Here is a 22,599-nt window from a genome sequence, read left to right as displayed (position 1 = left end):
ATATCACCGTCTGGTTGGTGATCACGGTAACGAGGACTGCATGAAATTTGGTCTATTTTTTGCGCTGTTTAGTTTGATCGGGTATTACAATTTATCTTCCATTTTCTCTGCGGCGATGAGCCGAGCAAAGCCATCTGCAGAAGCCAGTATCGGCTTTTTATATATGAGTTCTAATTCAAAGTATGAAACAGGTTGTATTCGGGAGGCAAACTCAGTTGATGTGAGTTTCAAGATAAGAAACTTGATTAAAGACGGTTTTTTTCACTGTGCTAATGTCGAAATCTATGAGGCTGCTCACCTTTTGAACGCCGCCGTAACCTCGACTTACGTTCCAAAACAAGCTGCAGCTCCTGTAGAAATTCTCAATCAGACAACAAACCTGAACGACAACCCGGCGCCTCAGTGCCTAAAGTTTGCTAACGAAATTCATAACGTTTGCCCATTAACCTGGAGTGACGCTTCACGCTACAGAGGCCTCTGAGTTCAGCTACACTTAGCGGATAAACAATTATAATGAAGCTCACCAACCACCAACGAAATTGCTATTAGCAAAAACGTTGACAGATTTAGCTCCACGAGACAGAGCCACATAAAGATTTTTTGAGTTTAAGGCTCCTGCATCCAAGATAATTATGTGATCACATTCCAGTCCTTTAAGCAATAAAGTTGAGCCTATAGCCCTGTGGGGTATGCGCTTGTCGCCTACGTGTCGTATACGCTCTCTCACTTTGGAAGCCGCATCAAAAAGACTTTGCTCAGGTGATTGAATTGCAATAGAAATAGCTTCTTTGAGAACATGCAAAGCGGATTTTCGATAGATCCTGACGCCTGGTTTGACTTCCAGTTGCTGAAGTACATTGAGAATGTTGACCCGTGTACAATCTTGAATAAGGCAGATTAAATGATGTTCGACCGGAGTGGGCGGAGTGCGATTTCTCCTAGCCATTATAGTGGTTAATCTTTGCAAGGTTAGCGAAACCTCAACATTCGTCATCATGTTCGCTGCAGTATTCAGTACGACTTGAACCAAATTTATTCCATCAGCGTTATCTATCTGTACCGCGGAAGTGATTATGTCTCTGAATTCTACTGGTTCCACCACATCTAAGTTTGCTGTCAGTTTTGCAAACTCATGTCGGACTTTGGGTTTCGCAGAGTCACCCAATATAAGTAATGACTCATTTGGATAGTTTTGTAGAAAAGCATAATGAATGCTTTGCTGGCCCTGTAAATCTGATCGACCATTACCGGTTAGTTGATGGTGAGACACATGCGCAGGACAAGACGTCAGGTCTATTTTATTCCCTTGGTGAAGCAATTGTCGGCAGTTAAGTATCCACTCCCCCAGTGCGGGAGTTCCCGCATTGTTCCAACGCCATGGTGTGTTTAGTTGCTCTATTGTCGGGAAGTATGCTTCAACGTCCTGTATCCAATCTGGCATCGGCCCACCAAAATTAAATATACACTGCATCGGATCTCCGAATACAACTGTTGGCAGCGTTAGGGAAAGCTCTTGAACTAATTGATGTTGGACCAGATCACAATCCTGATATTCATCAACGAGGAGTCTTGAATACGATGCTCGAATGATCTCGTTGATTTGGCCAGTGCGAAGAAGACTCAAAACTTTTTGTCTGAGTTCAGGGTAGAAAGCGTTCCCTTGTTCCGGCCTTGATTGAATAGGGCACAATGTTGGAAAGTAATTTGCTAAGCGGAGCGCCCACCCATCAATTGTTGTCACCACATAATTTTTCGCAGGCACAGATAAACGTCTGAGCTTTTGTTTAAGAGAGGCAACTCCAGCCGTTGTATGGGTCAAGACCAAGTATGGTTTGTCTTGGGAAATACTAAGCGTCTCGGTTATTAGATGAGTTTTGCCGCAGCCGGCTGGGGCAATGACTAATCCAAGATCAGCCTCCAGTACCGTTTGAACAGTCAACGCGGATCACCATTTTGAACGGACCATTGGTATAAATTAACGATGACAGCCTTAAATTCATCAGAAAAATCCTGATAACTTGGGAATAAAATCTGCCGTGCAAGCAGCTCCGCTTTTGCTATGTTCTTAAACCACTTGTACTTACCAGCCGCCGCTGCTAAAGGTTGTCTTACTGCATCAGCAGTTTGCTCTATACACATTTGAAGGCTGAGCTGGTTGCCTGAGACATTTTGAATATGCTGATCCACTTCTTGTTCGCTGTTAAGCGCGACAACCAACTGAAGCATACTGGGGATTACATTTAATGGACACCATCTGAAAATAGCTCCTTCAGTGGACATCCCATGGCCCCACTCAAATATAAATACACCTTTCGCACGACACTGTTCTATTTGCAATTGATGCGCTGCAGTAGTTATATCTGAGTCTTTGACTACTGCGGTGGGATAACCGAGGCTAGCAAACACTTCGGCACGTTTGAAAAAACTATCTCCGCCTCCATCAGCACAAAATATTCCACGATCATGGAAGCCTGGGGCTGCAATATCATGATAATAAAGATCCAACCCTCGTACGATACCTACTTCTGTGCTGCCTTCTCCCACAATTACCGCTTTGCTAAAAAAAGCTTCGGCACAAGCCCTTAACGTTGCTTGCTCTTGATCTCCATTAGAAAGACTAAATACAGTGTGTGAATCGAGAGATAGCGGTTCGCCAGCGCGAGCAATATGTTTTCTTAGCACGTGAAGTTGGCTCGCTTGAAGTTCTCTCAGCACATAGGGTGAATGAGTGGTTATGAAAACCTGTCGTATAGGGTTTGTATCTTTTGAACCGAGTTCATTCAGCAGTCGGGTAATCCGGTAAGGTTCAAGCCCATACTCCGCTTCATCAACAATAATTACCTTAGATCTACTTGCAGCTTTCTGAAGACCACTGATAAGCAACCGGGACGAACCAGTCCCCATCTGACGTAGAGGTGTGTTGTCTGTGTTGTGTAGGCTAATAGCGCCATTTGTTAGTGAGACGCCATTAACATCAAGGAGTGCTTTTAACTCCCCCACTGGAACACCCAAAGAATTGGCGATAGTTCGAACTTGGCCCAATACTCCCCCTAACTCGGGAAGTTCCTGTGCAGCAAAGCTTTCACGAGTTTGGCGACTGAGTTGCGCGAGTATCGTGGAGACATCAAAAGTTTCCTCAGACAATTTGTTGAGTATTGAGCGACTTCCCCAAGCCAAATGATGACTTGCTGTTGTGCCCAATCGAGTTGGAGCCAGCAATTCCCTATGTTTCCATTGCAAGCGTCTTTCGATCCCGGATTGAGTTGCTCGCTCAGAGAACAACCACCATTCAGGTTCCAAATCTTCACTAACTATGAGCTGAATTGTTAGCACTACCTCATCATTTTGACCCGGTTCGTCATTAATTTTCTCGCGAACCGCATCAAATCCTCGGAAGAAATTTCCGTAAGCTTCCAGATTTTTCAGGTCTTCATCTAATGCCCCTATCGTAGCTGTTATTTTTATAGGGGTATTTGTATTCATTAGATGAAAATCAGCGTCACTAAAGGGATAAGAGCGCCGAGCTCCAAGTACAAGGTCAATTGCATCTAATAGTGACGACTTACCGGAATCACCAGGTCCAATTAAGCAGTTAAGCCCCGGTTTCGGATACCACTCTGCATTGCGAATTGAACGAAAATTTTCAACTTTAATGTGCCTAATCAGAGCCATATTTGAGCAACTTTTCTGTACCAACTATCTGCACTATATGAGAATTCAAAAGCTGACACTACATATTTTGATTCGATGTTAACGAGTAGAGTCCTAAACAATGGAAGTGGTGGAAGCTTTCACTTGTCGTTGGCTTTTCTATCACTCTCAACTGCACGCTCAAACCAGTTTGGTAAAGATGCTTCAGGTACGTTGACTATTTGCTCGGGTACGTCTTGCCAGAACACTGCTATCGCGTCGGAAAATTCCCGGATATGCTCATCGCTAACCTTTAATGCCGTGTGGTCGAGATGATTTACATCGGAAAACATATCATCAAAGTTTTGCAATGGATTAAACAGATATTCTGGATTACGTTGCTTAAGTTCATTGAGTGAACTGCCGTCACCATGTTTAAATACATTGACCACCAAACGACATGCATTCAACTTCGGAAAATAGCTTTCATTTTTAAAATTCCATCCAAGGCAGGCGAAGAGCTCTGCGAGTTTTCCAACGTCGACTGACCATATCTTTGACAGTACATTTTCACCGCGATACCAACGTCTTATTTCATCATGAGTCCATTGCCGGAATTGCTTTTCCCATTCATGATAAATACCAGCAACCACGCTAAGGCGCGTCCGTTCATGTATATCGACAAGTAACTGGTAAAACTCAATTTGTATGTTATTGGCGCGCTCACATAAGTCTGCTGGGTCATGTCTATCGGGATCGAAATGACGTGACTGAGCCTCTAACCACTCCTCCGAAGCTTCAAAAGCATCCTCTTGAATATTGTCGAACTGCGAAAATAATCGAACGCGGGCTTGTTCAACATAAAATTTGTGGCGGTGTAATATTGATTGCCGAAATGGTTGCCACATCTCAAACAGAGTGATTTTCTTCCCTTTTAAATCTCTAAATACCATACTCGACCTTCTGGCGCTCTGAAAACTAGCGACGTTTTTTTAGATAAATAGTATTCTAAAGATTCATCTGAAATGATGTTTGTCACTTTCCCTTCAATTATCTGTCGATACTCAAAATCACGTCCTGCCTTCACGCCCAACCGCCTTTCCCACCATCTGGTTTCACACAGCATTCTGGCTGCTTTCTCTCTGAGCATTTTGGCATTCCTAGAGTCAGCTGTAAGCGAACACTGTGGCGGCTCTACTCCTTGCTCCTGACAGTATTTTAAAGCAGCAGAGAGACCATCTTTCAAGATTAATTCAGAGCAACGCTTCGCGTGCATTTCCGCATACGCTTGTGCGTTATCGATAAGAGCTTCTAATTTTGACAACTACTATGCCTCCTCAATGTACATTTGAGCCGATAACTGAGCATTTTTATGCAAAGGCTTACAGCTCGCCCTTTCGTTCCATGTGACGCCATATTGGCTCATCATCTTGCCACCAAACCAAGGTTAGAAATTCATCTTCAAAGTAATGAAATGCATGTTCGTGCACCACCGCATTGCTCGCCAAATCGCCTCTACACCATGTATTACCGTCAACAACGGTAGGACCCATTTCTCGATTGTCACGCAATAAGGTATGGATAGCCGAGCCTACCGGAGCACATCTCGGTGGAAAAAATTCGCCAGGTAAGCTGGGTGACGGATTGAAATAATTTCTGTTCCCCTCGCGATCATATGATGCAAAAAAGCCCATATAAGTATCCATCGCAATCAATCGTCGGAGCGTTACGATAAAACTACCACAGAACTGGCTTTTGATTTCCCGGATCGAATCAAGGGTAAACGGTCGCCCAAGAATAAGCTTTTTCATCATAAAGTTCGGCATAATCAATTCTGATGCAAAGCTGTTTGCGACCTTTTCGTTGTGTTTTATTTTTTGCCCGCAGCTTTCATCCATATCTGACTTTGAGCAGAGGTTGCCGATTTTTCCTCTGTCTTTAAACCAATGCCCTAACTCATGGCCTATAGAAAAGTTCTGTCGCTCCGATGAAGAACCCTCATTAACCGTGATAATAGCCTTGCTATCCACACCTATTATACGAGCTTCGCAACCAGTTAATGGCTTTCGTTTTACTACCGCGTCTTTGTAAAAAGCAATTGCTTCAAGATCAATTTCACCAGGTTCAGTAATACCCAACTCATAATAGAGCTTGAATACCTCATTTTGAACGGCCAGATTCGTCATCCTTTACGACCCCCAGGCTAATCAAATCTTCTAATATGCTCTCTGCTTCTTCGTCACTGATTTCCTTACCATCACGAAAAGCCATCGTTATCTGTGCCGGCACTTGCCCACTGAAAACGAGCTCAGTAAGTACCGCTCGGATGTCTTTTCCCGCGGCCTTAAAATTTTCGATAACAACATTCGCAGAAGACTTTATATCAGTGCATTTTTCAGACTGAGCTTTAGCATTTCTCAAACGCGCTTTACGATATTCAAGTGATGGGGCATCCATAAGCTGGCGAAACTCGCTAACTTTTTCATCTACATTGATCCCCATAATCTGCAATTCTGACTCAATCTCATCGTCACTTAACATCAGAATATCGTCGATAATGAAGTCACTGAGGTTTTCATGTGCGCTTTTCCTGCTCATATCTCTGCTCCTTCAACCTTCATTTTAGCTATCCCTCTCATTAACCTTTTCCGCGTGGTATCGTATTTGACCTGGCTACCACCAAAAGTGTTCTTCACTATGTCCCTTGCTTTAAGTCCTTTCGTTATCGAACGAAGAAGACTTAAGACTTCAGAGTCATTTTCAAAGCATACAAAGATTGCTTTAACTTTCTCGGTAACAGCGGCAACCTCTTGCTCTTCCAGCAACTCGTCTTCAGGTGACGCGCCAAAAACGGAAACGTCACTCATTGCCTCGTCGGTTTCGTCAGACACCACTTCTAATTGCCACGCTCTATTAGACGCCGAGTTCACAAGATCGTTTGCAATGCTCTTTATGACATTAGCGATCCCGGCGACCAGCGGAACATCCTCCGGAATTCTGCGCTCACTCCCAATTATCCTGGTAAGTGCCTCTTGCATTAAATCTTTGGGTTCCAGCTGCAAGCGGTAGACATTACGAAGACTGTAGCAAACTCCAACGAGCCGACTTACATCTCCATCTGTTAATGCCTGGTAGCCCTGTAGAAACTGATCAACAGATAAATACGAATATTCCTTACTCACTACTCATTCCTTAATGACGCAAAAAAAATATTTTCAGGACAATGTCCAGAAAATAAATTACCTCAGTCTTTAGTTAATAAGCACTGATAGAAAAAGCTCAGTGCTTATCAGTTGATAGCAATTAACTTATATGAGGACACAACAATGTCAAAACGTTTTGAAGTTTTTTTGGGGACGAACAGTCAATATTATTTCCGCCTGAAAGCAGCCAATCATGAAATTATCCTGGCAAGCGAAGGGTACACAACCAAAGCCAACTGCCTTAATGGCGTGCAATCTGTTAAAACGCATGCGCCGTATGATGTCTATTACAGCAAAAAAGTATCGCGTAATGATCAATACTTTTTCACTTTAAGTGCCACCAATGGACAGGTAATTGGTGTCAGTGAAATGTATACCACCGAAGCAGCCAGGAACAACGGAATTGCTGCTGTGAAACGTGATGCACCGGACGCGCCGGTTGTCGATTTAACAACTCACAGAGCGTTTAGCTAAGGCTTTATGCCTTAGCTTACTTTGGGGGTTGTATGTTAGAAATTTTCTCAAATTCCGTGCTACAAAGTTTTCTATTTTCTCCGCTTATGGGAGTTGTCTTTGGTGCTCTATTCGCCGGCCTGTCAGCAAGACCATCAGCCGCCGCAACGATCACGGTTGTAGAGACCCGCAGAGTTTTTATTGAACGCACTAGGGTCAATAGAAGGAGCCAAAGCGATGGAGGTGAGGTTTTTGGTGTCGCCATTTTAATGGCTTTTGTTGTCTGGAAGTACCTGCAGTTCGCTCCAGAGGTTCTTGCTTATATTCAAATGGCTTTGATTTCGATGACTGCTTTTGGCTTAACGTGTTTCTTTATGTCAGCAATCAAAGGCCATTTTACAAGCAGTGACTGGTTTGTGCGAGTCGCTGTACCAACAGCAATTCTTGTTTTGTGCTTAATGGTTTTGGCTATCGCCAAACAGAAAATAACCCCTGATTTAGTTGCGTTAGCACAGAATAACCACATCACTAAATTCTTTACCTCGCTAACACAATATGGGCGTTACTTAGTCATCTCTCATGTACTGGGCGTGTGTTTGTTGGTCCTTGTGGCAATTATCAACACTCTCAATTTACTGCATTACCTCTCGTTAATGAATCAGCGCAATTACAGCTCCACATCTAACGTGTGGTTTTTTCTAACTCGTATAACGTTTAGGTTTTCCGGTAAAGGGGCTTATATCGTCACTGCATTGTTTTTTACTTTATCGTTTTTGCTGGTAAGCGGAAAAATTGCTCTGTGGATTACTCAGTAACCCACCCTTTAATGGTAATGAGGCGTGCTTTACCTCAGAGAAATAGATCTAAGGTAAACCACACAGGACGCAGTACTTTTAAAGTAAATCGTGCCTCGACATGATTTACCAGAAAGATGAAAAATAAAGAGTTGCCAACAAAATCTGTATAAGTATACAGTTTGGCCTTCATTAAGGAGCAGGACATAACATGCAAAGCGATGACTATAAAATCAAAATCCTGAGCCTTAACGGCGGCGGTGTTCGTGGATTGTTTACGATTAGCGTATTGGCTGAAGTTGAGCGGATCATTGAAGACAAAACGGGGGCAACCAATGTCAAGGTTGGCGATTATTTTGACCTCATCACTGGCACGTCGATTGGAGGCATTCTGGCCCTAGCTTTAGCATGCGGTAAAAGTGCACGTGAGCTGGAAACTGTTTTCAGAGAAAAAGCTCCTCTCATTTTCCCAAAACGTAACCGTTTCTTTGCTCCAATTAAAGCAATCTTTAGTGCTCGTTATGCGAGTAAGCCGCTAAAGGACACCGTAGAAAGCATGATTGGAGAGTCGGTTACATTTAATGACTTAGAGCGTCGAGTGATGATACCGGCCGTCAATTTATCTACCGGTAAGCCCCAGTTTTTCAAAACACCACATAACCCTCAGTTTAATAGAGATGGTCGCCTAACACTAATTGATGCGGCAATGGCCACGTCAGCAGCGCCAACGTATTTTTCTCCGCATTATTGCGCCGATTTAAGTTCTTATTTTGCAGATGGTGGTTTGGTAGCGAATAACCCCAGCTTCATTGGTTTGCTGGAAGTGTTTTTAGATATGCAATCTGATTTTCCAGACGCAAAGATGGAGAACATTCACATACTTAATATCGGCACGCTAGGTGAAGAGTACACAATCAGTCCTTCTTCACTAGAAGCTAAAGACTCCTGGTGGAGAGGTGGTTACTTTGGCCTATGGGGTAAAGGTGAGCGGTTGGTATTGGCGACAATGACTGCTAATCAAATATTACATAAAAGCATGCTAATCAGAGAGCTTAGAACCAGAGGTAATCCTGAAAATTACGTTTATTTGGATGACACTGTTCCAAATGAAGCTGCATCGGATATCACGCTTGATAACGCCAGCGAAGCCAGCCTTAAGAATTTATCAAGTCGTGGTAAACAGCTAGCGACAACAGAGTACACAACTAACACTAAACTGAAGAAATTTTTTGCAAAACCTGCAAAACCCTTTATCCGTAAATCACTATAAATCGCGCGAGGAGTTGAGTTATGACATGGGATTTTCACAATTACTATAACAATTCGAGCGATGGCCTAGTCGCTAAATTAAAGTTAAGCGATGCACAGCATAGCGGATTGAAAGAACTCAGAAAGACGGTTCGTGTACGGATCAGAGATGTATTTGACGAAGCTAAGGCTGTCGTAAAAACGACGTTCGTTATGTCTCTATCAGTTTTTGAGATAAGGCAAAGATTAGCAAACACGAGATTTAGATATTTAACGCCGGCTTCGCTACAAAAGGTAGCAGAGCTGATAAGCAGTATGGATGAGAATCAGCGAAAAGCCTTTCAGAAGTTATCACCTCGTTTTTGGACTCAAGGCAGTTTTGCGTACGACACCCTTAATCTACCGTACACAACTCCACCGCAAGAAATGGACATCGACGACGGCACATATTTGCCGATGGAAATTTTTAATGATCAGCCCGCTATAGGGCATAGCTTGCTTATATTACTTGTCGATACAGCTCTGGAGTCATTGGTAGCAGAAAACAAGGGTTGGCAATTTGAGGCCAAGAACACATGTGGTCGCATCCGAATTCCGTCAATGTATGTCCACATTGATGTGCCGATGTACGCAGTGCCCGAAGACAAGTTCATGATAAATGAAGCTGCGTTGAAGGCGATTCATTTCAACAGTGATATGTATCAAGACGCTCTGTTTTCAGAGGCGAGGGCTAAGCGAGACTACAATTTAGATCCCAAAAGTGTTCACCTTGCCATCCGGGATGGTGTAGAAGCCTGGCGAAAGAGCGACCCTAAAATTGTTGAAAATTGGTTTAATGATGCCTGTATCAGGATCGGTCCGCATTTACGGAAAATATGCCGGATTATTAAGGGATGGCGAGACGCCCAGTGGCCAGAGAAAGGACCATCATCAATATCCTTAATGGCTGCCATTGTAGACATCCTCGATAAACATCCGACTAAAGGCAACGATTTGAATCATGCCTTGAAGGTTGTCACAAACCACCTGCCACAGAAGTTCTTAGCGGGTATTGAGAGTCCAGACAATACAGATAAAGACCTATTGTTTCCTAGCCAGGTAAATCATGGACCAAGGGAAGAAGAAATTGTTGCAAAGCTCTTAGATTTACGAAGTGTGTTATCTACAGCAGAAAGTGCTCATAGCAATACCTATGCGCTGATAGTGATTAATCAAGCCTTTGGGCAGCGTGTAACGAAGCACGAGCTCATTGTGAAGAAGGAAGCTGCGCCCGCATTTTTGCATGAACCACGCAAAGATCCAGCGCCGGCAACTATCAGTTCAACGCTGAGAAGTGGTTAACTAAATTGCAGGAAGATCTTCATTACCATTTACTATGTTTAGGGTTTGAACGCACCAAAGCACAGCATATTCCAGCTGATTCCCCCCTGCTGAAGCATGATAATTCATCAGGCTTTTACGTAAAGGTGTACTCAACCTTAGGGGGAGATTTCAGGGTTGCTCTTCGGTTTTCCGGCGACCCGCATATTCAGTTGCCATATGCCTATGTAATATCTTATCCCGAGCAGTACTCCGGCAAATTAATACCGCATATTAATCACGGTTACTATCTTTGCTACATACAAGAGATGGAGGCTGACTGGAACCCAAACGATCTACAAGGGACTCTGCAGGTTGTCGATCTTCAAATCCAGCAAACACTCGACAGCGCAGTAAATCAAATAAGCGCAACGGCGTTACCCGGCGCAGAGCTTGAGGGAGAATTTGCAGCCTATTGGTTAGCTAGTGAGTCGCTTTATCTGTTGACCGATGAAAACTCAGGACTCATCTGTCGGATAGCGAAAGCCGAAAGCAACGACATCAAGAATACTCAACCAGAGTGGATTGTATCCGCCAAAGACCAGCAGAACGAGCTTAGTCGCTGGATGGAACAGAGAAAGCTCAGCTCAAACGGGAATACTTTTGTAACAGCCCGTATCAAGGTTAAACCGAATAAGCTTTCAGGCGCAGAGTGGCCTCCAAAAACTTTTAAATCGCTGTTGGATTGGCTGTTTCACGTCGATAACGGCGCCTGGTCTCAAGTTATTAGCCATTTTGTTAATGCTCCGGTTAAGAAGCATGCCATTCTTCTGGATGTTCATAATCAGGCCATAATAGCAGCATACGTAGAGCTTGATATAAACGCTATCTCACTTGAACGATTTAAGAATAGGCCTGGAAAAGCACGCAAATCAACTAAGTACAAAGATCTAGCTGTTCTCTTGGGTGGAAGGCAAAGTGTTAAAGCTTTTAAGAGACTCTGCGTCACCAGTGCGGACAAAGGAACAATCCTAAGCCGGAACCGAAAGCGTCCTGAAATTGGAGATCTGGGTAAACTACGCATAGCGTTAGTTGGCTGCGGCACTATTGGCGGTAACCTGGCACCATTATTAGTTCGAGCGGGAGCAGGCTGCGGATCAGGTAGGCTTGACCTTTTTGACGGCGATACTTATATGCCCCACAACTTTAGCCGTCATAGCCTCAATACTGAGCATTTTGGCCAGAATAAAGCGACCAGTCTGAAAGAAGTTCTGCAACGCTCGACTCACTTTGACACTAAGATCCAGGCTAAAGAAGATTGTTTTCCTATCACGCCTTGTGAGCTCGCAAAATACGATATCGTGATTGATGCCACTGGTCGTCCACCAGTATCCAAGAGATTGGCTCATGTTGTGCGCATATTGAGTAAAGAGAAACGACCTGTTCTGATCCACGGTTACAATGATGGAAATGGGCGGGTCTCAAAAGTCTTTGTTGACGATAGCTGCGCCTGCTACGAATGTTTACATACTGATCCGGCTTTTTACCGGAATGGCACTGACTCGAGATTTGTTGGAGTTGATTTGCAATCAGAAAAACGACTGAGTTGTGGTAGTACATTCGTACCATATGACGCATCGGTTAGTGTCATGACAGCTGGACTCATGCAGGATGCAGTGCTTCAGACTTTGGAAAATAAAAGACTTTGGACTTATAACGAGGTTAGACTAGACGGTGAACGCTCTCGGCGCCCTTCAAAAATAAAGGCTGCGACTAACTGTCGGATCTGTAATAGCCATGTCTGAGATAACATACATAGATGATAACGGCCACTTAGTCGTCATCATGGCTAACGTAATAGAGAAATTACAGTCCTACCGGCAGTTATCTCCTGTAAGCCGTGAAGCTGCCGGAGTATTAATCGGTGAAAGACGAGAGAACCACATTGTAATTCATGCGATCTCAGAACCAGGCCAGGGTGACATTCGGAGTCGATTTACCGTCGTCCGAAAAAGTCCCCATCATCAAGAATTGGTCAATGAGTTACACCACACCTCTGACGGAACGATGAACTATGTGGGAGAGTGGCACACTCATCCGGAGAGATTTCCGACTCCTTCAGGTACAGACAAATCCAGTTGGCATGAGGATATAAACTCTTCGGAACCCATGATATTAATCATTGTCGGGCAATGTGCGATATGGTGCGGTAAGAGAATAGCCAAAAGAATATACGTTTTGAAAGCTATCGATACTCCATTAACACACACATAATCAATTTTGAAATCCTCCGTCATCAGTGTTCTGACGTCGTGCGTTTAGCTAATAAGTAAGTAATTTTTGAGTAAAATCCACTTCTTTTACCATGCAATTAATTGCAATAGAGACCATAAACAGGTAAAAGCATATCTTTATCAAGATTTTATCCTTATCGCTTAACTAAAGCCCAATGGTTCGACATAACTTTTTAATCAAGGGGGAGAGTTCAATGGAGCTGAATGATTTTGTTGAGAGAAACTTTGGGAGCGATGCGGCGCGTCTCCTGAAGAACATTAGGAAAGGCGGCGACAATAACGAGAAAGGGTCTGGTTACGAACGATCTTTTACGGCTCATAAGATTATTGAGGCTTGGTCGCAACAGCAACAGGATGCAGAGAAAATAATCTTTGTTCTACAGGATCTTGCATTTGTAGATGACTTAGCAATCACAGACCATAGCGTTAATGCTAAAGTCAACTATCAAGCAAAGAACTCAAACACCCAAGCTGCAGCATACACTGATGAAATGCATCAACGTTTCACTATGCAAGCACAAATAGATCAAGACTATTTTAGGATAAAAAATCCTAAACAGGTGTTACTAGTATCTTGTGATGAACGCTGTCGAGCCAACAACCAGGCTATAACATCAAAGCTAAAAGGAACCACACAGATTGGCTCCTTTACTTCTGAGTTCTTCCCATATGCAACAGAACAAATGGATCTGTTCGAATATGCTCAAAATTTGAGGACAAATATATGTGCTATAATCAACAAAAATGACTTGTCAAGTATTGACAACGCGTTTAGGCTAGTAATTGGTGCGATGGACGGTAGGTCTAAGTTTAGTTTGCAAGAGGTCATAGACAAAGCTAGAGAATTGGCCAAGCCTGATTTATTTGTGCATTTTGGGCAAAACGATACTGTGCCTCCAGCTTGGCTCGTGGATATGGTTAATGCTTTTGATAATGTCGAGCTTGTGGTAAAATCGCGCGATTTTTATGTGACATGTAATGGATTTGAGGTCCGGGTCTCTGTGGACATGGCGGAACCCTCAGCAGAACAGTTGGCTATCGTTACCAAAGCATTCGATCTGTTTGCCCTTTTGATGACGCTTGCCACCCAAGAATTTAAAGTTGAGCAGGAGGAAGTATGACTTTAGAACTCAGAAGTTACAGCGATTATACTGACGTTTATGCTAAAGCATGCCTCTCAAAGCTTTTAGAGGCAGTTGACTGTCCGAGTGACTATAAGTCTGCGATGAAAGACTTGGGTAAATTGCTTGGTGCCCGACTACTTAGAGACTTGAGTACTGAGAAGTCCGTACTCGTCGCTTCAACTGCTGAAGATGCAGATTATTTAGCTAGCGGTGTTGTTGATGCAGTGGCCGGAGCTATTAGTTCTAGAGTTTACTCTGCCGTCTTCTGGAACAATCATTATCAGGTAGGTGGTTCCATTGGCAGTTTAGCGCCAATTGTCCATCAGTATCTTGAACCAGGTTACAACACTGCAAAAACATTAGTGGTTGTTAAGTCAGTGATATCGGGAAGCTGCGTGGTCAGAACTAACCTACTTCGTTTGATAGAAGAGGTTGACGCAGACAACATTCTGATTGTCGCACCGGTTATACATAAGAACTCAATCGCAAACCTTAAAAAGGAATTTCCAAAGAGAGTTTCTGACAAATTTTCGTTCGTCTATTTTGCCGTAGATGAGATGAAAGATGCCGAGACAGGTGAAGTAAAGCCAGGTATTGGTGGGCAAATTTATCAGTTGCTAGGATTAGGGATGCAACCTGTACAGACAAGCTTTATACCTGAATTAGTAGCCAGAAAATTTATCTGATTTATATATTACCGATGGAATAGTCACCTCTTACAAGGTGACTCATTTTTAGAGAGAATCCACTTTTCCTGGGTAATGCCCGTCAAAAAATACTTATTTAATTAGCTCTCTTTCACTCTGATAATGAACCCTAAAAGCGGTTATGTGTAAAATACCAGCATATATCATTTCAACCAGCGACAGTGTCTATATTTCTCCACGCAATAAGGCTTTATTCAACGTTACCCGGCTAACCCCAAAATGTTTAGCCACTTCAGTTTTAGTTATTTTCGGATCCAAAAGCATAGCCGCAGCTTTCTGAACATCAGAGGGACTCATTGATGGCTTTCGGCCACCTTTTCGGCCCCTGGCTCTAGCGGCCGCTAAACCAGCAAGTGTTCGCTCACGGATCAGGTTATGTTCAAACTCGGCCAAAGCACCAAAAATATGAAACACCAGTTTGCCGCCGGCTGTCGTGGTATCAATGGCTTCTGTGATTGACCGAAACCCAACTTGTTTCGAATCCAGTTCAGAAATAAGCTCCACTAGGTCTTTCAGTGAACGCGCCAGGCGATCCAGTTTCCATACAACGAGGATGTCGCCTTTACGAAGCATGCGCAGGCAGTTTTGCAATTCAGGCCGCTCGCGTTGCTTACCGGTAACCTTCTCACTGAGAACTTCCTCGCAGCCTGCCGCTTTTAGAGCATCAGTTTGAAGATCAAGCGACTGGTCCTGCGTACTCACCCGAGCATAACCAATAATCATTGCACACCTCCGTTAGCCAATGCGTCACATTGGATTCTAGCTCAGCCCGATAGAAAAGGTACCTAATATTTACATAGATTTCTTTACCAAATTTATTTACACATTTTGAGGTTAGAAAGAAGTCATTTGAGAACTGGCAGGGACTGTAAAGAAAACGGTCGATTGCTTTGCGGATATTATTACCACCAGGTCATATATAAGAAGACTATCCGAGTACTTTCCGTGGCTGTGACAAGCAATAGAAAAGCGCAAAAGAGAAAGTTGAAAACAACATTGCAAATGTCGCGAAATATACTATCTTTACCGTTATATTTATAACGGCAAAGAGGTTTAGGTGGTTAAACAAACTTCTACAAAAATCAATGTCTCTGATCTGGAGTTTGTTATTGAGTATCTAATCTTGCTTGCGCAGTCTAAACGTGCGCTTCAATTAAATATTCCGCTCTATAAGAGCGTAAACAGGTTGAAGTTATATAAAGCTGCTATATGTATCGAAACAGCGATACTAGAAAAACGGGATGAGGACTTCATCGATGCAATTGATAGAGTATGTATTGATGTTGAAGGGATAGTTGTCAACACAATACCGCCCGAAGAAATCCAAAGACTAAAAACGGCAATAAGGCAAAAACGTTATAAAAATAACGATTTCAATCGCCTTTTAAGCGAGTATCAGAGCACAATTACATTCATCAAAAACAGGTTGCAGAGCTGTTGACTTATAATCCTATTACATTGCGAGGGTCTGTCAGTAATTTTACGACACAATAAAACCAAGCAGGTTGAATGTTGAAACGTCATAAACTTAGTCAGAAAGGCAACGTTACCAAATTGTGTTTCCTCAAAAAATTAGACTGAAACACTTTTTTGACTTGATTAAGTGCGCTAAATTTAAATTGGCTAGTTAAATTTGTACCAAGTTCTTTCATCAATTAGTTTGTCCCTCGGCTTGTCAAAGCACTGTGCATCGGTGTTCACTATGCTTTAGAACAGCTAACGACAACTAAAAATGTAAACCAAACTTGGAAACATTAGTAAATAACCTTTGCAATGACACTGCTAGCGGACTAAGCAGTGCCTTTAGCTTTAGCGGATAACTAAAAATCGTTAACGGGCTTTACATCTAATACCTGGCCGTTGTTGGCGATTTTAAAAAAGACCTGTTCAGCTTTGCTGCTATTAACCGCGCTCACTATGAAATAGCCCTCTTCAATGCTAACGACCGAGAATTGCTTTGCTTCCAGCTCTTTCCATGACGTATCCAGTTTGCCGACAGCAAAACCAAAATCTTTAAACGTCATCTGCTGCACCGACTTCACCGCGATAGCCACAGCCTGTTGGCTACTAATGATTCCGTGGTCCGCATGAGCCATTGCGCCGCCACTGATTAATATGCAGCACAGCGCTGCTGCTGAAACTAATTTTTTCATTTGAATCTCCAAGTTATGTGGGTTGAATTATTGTTTCAGACCAATGACGTCATACTGGCCTTTTACCATCAGTTGCACTGCAACCGGTTTATCCGACTTGTTTTTCCAGTACCAGCCGTGTGAGCCTGCGAAAGGCGCGGTAAAACTGCCTTTAACCTCACTATTGGTGGCGATGGTGTAGCTCTCAAAGTATCCGGTGGTATCGCCCTCAGGCTCACCATGCAGGTCGTAGTACAAAGGCTCGCCATCGGTCAGCCATTCGAAAGTCATTTTGGCGTATTGCGGCATGGCAAATTTGTACTCAACGCCGCGACCTGCCGGTACTATGATTTCAATCGTTTGAAACTCAGCACTGCCCTTTGCTAAAGCCTGTACTGGAGCAGTTTCAGCGTTTGCCGCCTGTGCGATACTGGTCAAGCCCAGCTGTTTGCCAATACCTGTCGGGTCAATGTTGTACTCGGCAGGAAGAATTAACGTTGCCAGTGCAATAACTGCGACAACTGCCGCCGCCACACTGGCTTTAACTAAGGTTTTTGTACTTACCGTATGTTGCATAGTGTTCTCTTCATTTTTCAGTAAATTAAGTAATGTTGTTCAGTAAATTAATTGATGAAGTAACCCGTCAGCTGATAGGCCATCAGCATGATGCCGGCACTCATCAAGGCGGTGTTAGTCAGGGTAGAAAAGCGCTGAAATGACGGCACTTTTCGCCAGGCATTAATGACGAGCAGAATTAACGCTAACGCCGCGAATTGGCCCAGTTCAACACCGATGTTAAAGGCGATTAAATTGGTTAACAGTCCTTCCTGTGGCAGTTGAAACTCCTGCAACTTGGTGGCCAGGCCAAAACCATGAAACAAACCAAAGATCAGCACCGCTACGCGCGTGTCCGGTTGCCAATTAAAACAGCGCTTAAAACCGCCCAGATTGTCGAAACCTTTATAGATAACTGACAAACCGATAATGGCGTCAATCAAATACGCATTGACCTGAATATCGTTAAGGACACCGAACAACAACGTGATGCTGTGGCCCAACGTAAACATGGTTACATAGAGTAAAACGTCTTTACTACGGTACAAAAAGAAGATCACCCCGACTAAGAACAACAAATGGTCATAGCCGGTGATCATATGCTTGGCACCGATATATAAAAACGGGATGAATTGTACACCCTGATTTTGCTCTAAAAATGCTCTGGTACTGTCATCCACACCATGGGCAAAAGCGCCGATGCTAAGCAGCGATAACACGCCGATTAACAGCCATAACCCCGTTTGCATTAATTTATTTGGCATCGACAGACTCCAATACTTCAACATCAGTCAACAGTGACTCCTTATCTTTATGTAAAATGCGATACAACGCCGGAATAACGAACAGGGTAAGTAAGGTGGACGAGATAATCCCGCCTATCACCACGGTGGCCAGTGGCCGCTGCACTTCAGAGCCGATACCGGTGTTAAGCGCCATTGGAATAAAGCCCAACGAAGCCACTAATGCCGTGGTTAAAACCGGACGTAACCGCGTTAAAGCCCCATCAAAAATAGCTTGCTCAAGCCCCATGCCCTCTTTGCGCAGTTCCCGAATAAACGACACCATTACCAGACCATTTAAAATCGCTACACCGGATAGGGCAATAAAGCCAACCGCAGCCGAGATAGAAAACGGAATATCACGCAGCAATAAGGCTGCAATACCGCCGGTCAGGGCCAGTGGCACACCGGTAAAGATGATCATGGCGTCTTTGAAAGAACTCAGCGCCAGAATTAACAAGCCGATTATCATCAGCAAAGTAACCGGCACCACGATACTCAGGCGCTGTGAAGCCGATTGCAGTTTTTGATAAGTCCCGCCGTATTCCAGCCAATAACCGGCGGGGATATCCACTTTGTCTGCGACGGCTTGCTGAATATCAGCCACAAAGCTGCCAAGGTCACGCCCGCGTACGTTGGCGGTAACCACCACCCGACGTTTTCCATTTTCACGGTTAATCTGATTCGCCCCCGAGACAAGCTCCAGTGACACCAACTCCTGTAGCGGAACCGTATGGCCATCCGGCAAATGAATGGGCAGATAACTTAGCGCATCAACATCCTGTCGTCGCGACTCACCCAGGCGCACCACAATGTCTGAACGAACATCGCCCTGATAAAACTTGCCGGCCACAGTGCCGCCCATCGCAGTGGCAACCTGAGACTGTAACTCAGCCATACTGATACCGTGTTGCATTAACTTTTGCCGTTCCGGCACCAGGTTCAACATGGGCAAGCCAGTAAGCTGTTCAACCTGAATATCGGCAATGCCCTCAACCTGCTCGATAGCAGACCCTATTTCTTCTCCCAGTGCAGCCAGACTGTCAAAATCATCGCCAAACACTTTAATGGCTAATTCAGAGCGCACCCCGGCCAGAAGCTCATTAAACCGCATCTGAATAGGCTGTAAAAACTCGTAACGGTTACCGGGAATGGGCTCCACTAAAGCAGCAAGTTCTTCAACAAGCTGTGCTTTGGGCTTATTGGGGTTTGGCCACTGCTCACGGGGTTTTAAGATAATAAAGTTATCAGCAACACTGGGAGGTACCGCATCAGTTGCCACATTTGCGGTGCCTATTTTGGCAAACACCCGCTCAACCTCCGGCATCTGTTTAATTTTATCTTCCAGTGTTTCCTGTAACGTAATGGCCTGGCTGAGTGACGTGCCTGGAATACGCAGGGCATGCATGGCAATATCGCCCTCATCCAGATTAGGGGCAAACTCACTACCCAACTTACTGGCCTGGTAACCAAACACCACCACCAACGCGGAGGCGGCAATAACGACCAGCCAGCGCCCTTTCAGCACCCAGGTTAACGCGGGACGATACAAAGCCGCCGCTCCCCGAATAAGCGGGCTGTGCTTTTCTTTTACCGGCTTTTTAAATAATAAGGCAACCATTGCAGGCACAAAAGTGACAGACAGCAGCATAGCGCTAAGCAGCGCAATCACCACGGTAATGGCCATCGGATGGAACATTTTGCCTTCCACCCCTTCCAGCGCAAAAATGGGCAAGTACACAACGGTGATAATAAAAACGCCAAATAATGCCGGTCTTATCACTTCCCGGGTGGCGTCAAACACCAGTTGCATGCGCGCTTTCAATGGCAGAGGATTATTTCCGGCCTGACTTAGCCTGCGCAAACAGTTTTCAACGATAATAATTGCCCCATCGACTAACAAGCCAAAGTCCAGTGCCCCCAAGCTCATCAAATTTGCACTGACACCGGTTTGTACCATACCGGTAACGGTCATTAGCATGGCAAAGGGGATCACCAAGGCGGTTAAAAATGCCGCGCGGAAGTTACCCAGCAGCACAAATAACACCACGATAACCAGAATAGCGCCTTCTACCAGATTGGTTCGTACCGTTATTAATGTTTTATCCACCAGCGTAGTGCGATCATATACCGCAGTGGCCACGACGCCTTCAGGTAAAGTTGTGTTGATTTCCTTTAGTTTTTCCCCCACCGCATGTGCCACGGTCCGGCTGTTCTCGCCAACTAGCATGAACACAGTGCTCATCACCACTTCGCGACCATTTTGTGTCGCTGCGCCGGTTCTGAGCCCCTGGCCATTTTCAATATCCGCCACATCTTTAATGGTCAGTGCCGCGCCGTTGTCAGAGCGCAGCGGAATATCAGCGATAATCGCAATGTCTTCGGCTTGGCCGGGCATTCTGAGTAGCCACTGCGCACCATTTTGCTCGATAAAACCGGCACCACGGTTTTGATTGTTAGTAGTAATCGCATCGACGACATCAGCCTGTGTTAAACCAAACGCCAGCAGTTTTTCGGGTTTAAAGGCCACCAGGATTTCGCGCTCAAAGCCGCCAATAGGGTTCACTTCAACAACGCCCGGCACCCGCATCAGCTGGGGTCTGATGGTCCAGTCATGTACGGTGCGCAAATCCATCGGCGTAATGGGCGAGCCATCTGCATGCGTTGCGCCAGGCGCAGCATCGACAGTAAACATAAAAATTTCGCCTAAACCTGTCGCTATAGGCCCAAGTTGCGGCTCAAGGCCGGCCGGCAGTTCTGCACGGGCCGCTGATAAGCGTTCATTTACCAGTTGCCGGGCAAAATACACATCAGTTTTATCGCTGAAAATAGCAACCACCTGAGACAAGCCATAGCGGGATACTGAACGGGTATAGGTTAAGCCCGGTAAACCCGCCAACGCGGTTTCCAATGGGAAGGTAACCCGCTGCTCCACCTCAAGTGGGGTATAACCCGGTGCTTCAGTGTTAATCATTACCTGTACATTGGTAATATCGGGCACCGCATCAATGGGTAACTTCGTGAAGTTCCACAGTCCTAATCCGGCTACGGCAAATACCATAACCAGCACCAGAAATTTTCGCTTGATAGAAAAGCGTAAAATTGATTCCAACATTATTTACGCTCCTAGTGGTCGTGAGAGGCGCCAGACTTTTCAATGTCGGCTTTTAAGATAAAGCTGTTCTGGCTAACGTACTCCGTACCCGGCTTCAGGCCACCGAGCACTTCAATCCATTCGCCGTCATGGCGTCCGAGCTCCAGCATGCGAACTTCGTATTGCTCGCCGACTTTGGCATACACTACGGTAAAATCCCGAAACGCTTGCAAGCCGGTACGTTTAACCGCCAGCGGCACATCTATTGTGGCCACTTCAATCCGGGCAGTGACAAAACTGCCGGCAGTAAATTCATTTTGGCTATTTGGCAGCATTACCCAGACAATACGGGCCTGGTCATCGCGTACCTGTGGCTCTACAAAGGCAATACTGCCACGGTATGTATTGTCTGAGCCTTCTACTTTTAAGCTAACCGGGGAGCCGAGCCGGACTTTTTGGTAATCTTTAGGGTATACCGCCAGTTTTGCCACATAGTGGCTGAGGTCGGAAATCGTCAGTAAAGCACGACCGGCGGTTTGCTCTCCGTTACCGGCAAACTGTTGCGTGACAACACCTGCTAAGGGCGCTTTCACCTGATAGGGCTGCAAACTCTCGTTGCTTTCGATAGTTAGTAAGGTTTGGCCTGTTTTCACTGTGTCACCAAGCGCGACATGCAACTTAGTGATTTCACCATCAAACCGGGCTGCAATAGTGCGCCCTGCACCGGTTGGCAGTGCCAACGTGCCATAGGCAGGGATCGTCTGGTGCAAGGTGGCCGGGCCTGCTATGTCGGTTTGAATGTCCATCGCCTCAGCCACGGCCTGTTCGATAGTGGTTCGGCCTTCAAAATTGTCATACTGCCAACGGTATGACTTGCCCTGATGTTGAGCTGTGATCGTCACCACAAAAGAATGCGGCTCGAATATTTGCATATCGCCGCGCAGTAAATCCCCCTGTGCAACAAAGTTGATATCGTCCACCCCATCGCCTAGGCGAGTTAACTTGATATTCAAATCTACTGTTGCCGGATCGACTGCTTTACCGCCAGCAGTAACCCACACCCTAAATTCAGGCGGTACACCGGTTTCAAAAATTGCCAGCTCCAACGCAAATTCACCGTCGCGTAGCATCCGCCCCCCGTGTGGGCCCTTTTCTGGTTCGGCTTGCTCTGCAGCAGGTGCCGATGCCGCCATTATTGTTGTAGGTAAAAAAGCGCTGGTGGCCATACCAATATTCAGTAATAGCGCCAGACTGATTGACGAAAACGTGCTGTTATTTTTCATA

At 44.9% G+C, this 22,599-nt stretch carries 23 protein-coding genes; 10 read left to right on the top strand and 13 right to left on the bottom strand.

Going from position 1 to position 22,599, the window contains the following annotated elements:
* Positions 1-40 precede the first annotated feature (40 nt).
* Positions 41-481: a hypothetical protein gene (locus KG631_RS07750; protein WP_213997636.1), complete on the top strand. Its 441-nt coding sequence runs from the start codon at positions 41-43 to the stop codon at positions 479-481.
* 39 nt (positions 482-520) lie between these two features.
* On the opposite strand, the gene KG631_RS07745 is transcribed toward KG631_RS07750, so the two are convergent.
* From KG631_RS07745 to KG631_RS07715, 7 genes are all read right to left on the bottom strand, one after another.
* Entirely contained in the window at positions 521-1,939 is a 1,419-nt protein-coding gene (locus KG631_RS07745; RefSeq protein WP_213997635.1) for a UvrD-helicase domain-containing protein, read from the bottom strand.
* Positions 1,936-3,696, bottom strand: coding sequence for an AAA family ATPase (locus KG631_RS07740; RefSeq protein WP_213997634.1), 1,761 nt, complete (start codon positions 3,694-3,696; stop codon positions 1,936-1,938). The genes KG631_RS07745 and KG631_RS07740 overlap by 4 nt, the downstream gene beginning before the upstream one ends.
* Before the next feature lie 95 nt (positions 3,697-3,791).
* Positions 3,792-4,583 (bottom strand): hypothetical protein, encoded by a 792-nt coding sequence (locus KG631_RS07735; RefSeq protein ID WP_213997633.1) that lies wholly within the window; start codon positions 4,581-4,583, stop codon positions 3,792-3,794.
* Complete coding sequence (locus KG631_RS07730; RefSeq protein WP_213997632.1) at positions 4,565-4,954, bottom strand: hypothetical protein; 390 nt, start codon at positions 4,952-4,954, stop codon at positions 4,565-4,567. Before KG631_RS07730 ends, KG631_RS07735 begins: the two co-directional genes overlap by 19 nt.
* A gap of 58 nt (positions 4,955-5,012) precedes the next feature.
* Positions 5,013-5,816 carry an ImmA/IrrE family metallo-endopeptidase gene (locus KG631_RS07725; protein ID WP_213997631.1) on the bottom strand — a complete coding sequence of 268 codons (804 nt, stop codon included), beginning with the start codon at positions 5,814-5,816 and terminating at the stop codon, positions 5,013-5,015.
* The gene (locus KG631_RS07720; RefSeq protein WP_213997630.1) at positions 5,791-6,228 is read right to left on the bottom strand and encodes a hypothetical protein; all 438 of its coding nucleotides are present in this window, start codon (positions 6,226-6,228) and stop codon (positions 5,791-5,793) included. Before KG631_RS07720 ends, KG631_RS07725 begins: the two co-directional genes overlap by 26 nt.
* Positions 6,225-6,812 (bottom strand): hypothetical protein, encoded by a 588-nt coding sequence (locus KG631_RS07715; protein ID WP_213997629.1) that lies wholly within the window; start codon positions 6,810-6,812, stop codon positions 6,225-6,227. The genes KG631_RS07720 and KG631_RS07715 overlap by 4 nt, the downstream gene beginning before the upstream one ends.
* A gap of 144 nt (positions 6,813-6,956) precedes the next feature.
* Between KG631_RS07715 and KG631_RS07710 the strand changes: the two genes are divergently transcribed.
* From KG631_RS07710 to KG631_RS07675, 8 genes are all read left to right on the top strand, one after another.
* A complete protein-coding gene (locus KG631_RS07710) occupies positions 6,957-7,307 on the top strand; it encodes a YegP family protein (protein ID WP_213997628.1) in 351 nt (116 codons plus the stop codon).
* A 32-nt stretch (positions 7,308-7,339) separates the two neighbouring features.
* Entirely contained in the window at positions 7,340-8,101 is a 762-nt protein-coding gene (locus KG631_RS07705; protein ID WP_213997627.1) for a hypothetical protein, read from the top strand.
* 190 nt (positions 8,102-8,291) lie between these two features.
* On the top strand, positions 8,292-9,350 hold the full coding sequence (locus KG631_RS07700; RefSeq protein WP_213997626.1) for a CBASS cGAMP-activated phospholipase: 1,059 nt from the start codon (positions 8,292-8,294) through the stop codon (positions 9,348-9,350).
* Between the two features lie 20 nt (positions 9,351-9,370).
* Positions 9,371-10,669 (top strand): cyclic GMP-AMP synthase DncV-like nucleotidyltransferase, encoded by a 1,299-nt coding sequence (locus KG631_RS07695; RefSeq protein ID WP_213997625.1) that lies wholly within the window; start codon positions 9,371-9,373, stop codon positions 10,667-10,669.
* A gap of 5 nt (positions 10,670-10,674) precedes the next feature.
* On the top strand, positions 10,675-12,432 hold the full coding sequence (locus tag KG631_RS07690; protein WP_213997624.1) for an E2/UBC family protein: 1,758 nt from the start codon (positions 10,675-10,677) through the stop codon (positions 12,430-12,432).
* Complete coding sequence (locus KG631_RS19205; RefSeq protein WP_213997623.1) at positions 12,425-12,901, top strand: Mov34/MPN/PAD-1 family protein; 477 nt, start codon at positions 12,425-12,427, stop codon at positions 12,899-12,901. Before KG631_RS07690 ends, KG631_RS19205 begins: the two co-directional genes overlap by 8 nt.
* 214 nt (positions 12,902-13,115) lie before the next feature.
* Entirely contained in the window at positions 13,116-14,042 is a 927-nt protein-coding gene (locus KG631_RS07680; RefSeq protein ID WP_213997622.1) for a hypothetical protein, read from the top strand.
* The gene (locus tag KG631_RS07675) at positions 14,039-14,731 is read left to right on the top strand and encodes a hypothetical protein (protein WP_213997621.1); all 693 of its coding nucleotides are present in this window, start codon (positions 14,039-14,041) and stop codon (positions 14,729-14,731) included. The genes KG631_RS07680 and KG631_RS07675 overlap by 4 nt, the downstream gene beginning before the upstream one ends.
* Before the next feature lie 186 nt (positions 14,732-14,917).
* On the opposite strand, the gene KG631_RS07670 is transcribed toward KG631_RS07675, so the two are convergent.
* Entirely contained in the window at positions 14,918-15,475 is a 558-nt protein-coding gene (locus KG631_RS07670) for a recombinase family protein (protein WP_213997620.1), read from the bottom strand.
* 334 nt (positions 15,476-15,809) lie between these two features.
* On the opposite strand from KG631_RS07670, the gene KG631_RS07665 reads away from it, so the two are divergent.
* The gene (locus KG631_RS07665) at positions 15,810-16,193 is read left to right on the top strand and encodes a hypothetical protein (protein ID WP_213997619.1); all 384 of its coding nucleotides are present in this window, start codon (positions 15,810-15,812) and stop codon (positions 16,191-16,193) included.
* 379 nt (positions 16,194-16,572) lie between these two features.
* Here the strand turns inward: KG631_RS07665 and KG631_RS07660 are convergent, their stop codons facing one another.
* From KG631_RS07660 to KG631_RS07640, 5 genes are read right to left on the bottom strand one after another with little or no spacing between them, the layout of a single operon-like run.
* Entirely contained in the window at positions 16,573-16,905 is a 333-nt protein-coding gene (locus KG631_RS07660) for a DUF6488 family protein (RefSeq protein ID WP_213997618.1), read from the bottom strand.
* Positions 16,906-16,932: 27 nt separating this feature from the next.
* The gene (locus KG631_RS07655; protein WP_213997617.1) at positions 16,933-17,460 is read right to left on the bottom strand and encodes a hypothetical protein; all 528 of its coding nucleotides are present in this window, start codon (positions 17,458-17,460) and stop codon (positions 16,933-16,935) included.
* 47 nt (positions 17,461-17,507) lie between these two features.
* Positions 17,508-18,203, bottom strand: coding sequence for a HupE/UreJ family protein (locus tag KG631_RS07650; RefSeq protein WP_213997616.1), 696 nt, complete (start codon positions 18,201-18,203; stop codon positions 17,508-17,510).
* Positions 18,193-21,336, bottom strand: a complete 3,144-nt coding sequence (locus KG631_RS07645) for a CusA/CzcA family heavy metal efflux RND transporter (protein WP_213997615.1) — start codon at positions 21,334-21,336, stop codon at positions 18,193-18,195. Before KG631_RS07645 ends, KG631_RS07650 begins: the two co-directional genes overlap by 11 nt.
* Positions 21,337-21,347: 11 nt before the next feature.
* Positions 21,348-22,598 (bottom strand): efflux RND transporter periplasmic adaptor subunit, encoded by a 1,251-nt coding sequence (locus KG631_RS07640; RefSeq protein WP_213997614.1) that lies wholly within the window; start codon positions 22,596-22,598, stop codon positions 21,348-21,350.
* Position 22,599 lies beyond the last annotated feature (1 nt).

Source organism: Arsukibacterium sp. (assembly GCF_018402695.1).
Lineage (GTDB): Bacteria > Pseudomonadota > Gammaproteobacteria > Enterobacterales > Alteromonadaceae > Alishewanella.
This window is presented reverse-complemented; position numbering and strand designations above follow the sequence as displayed.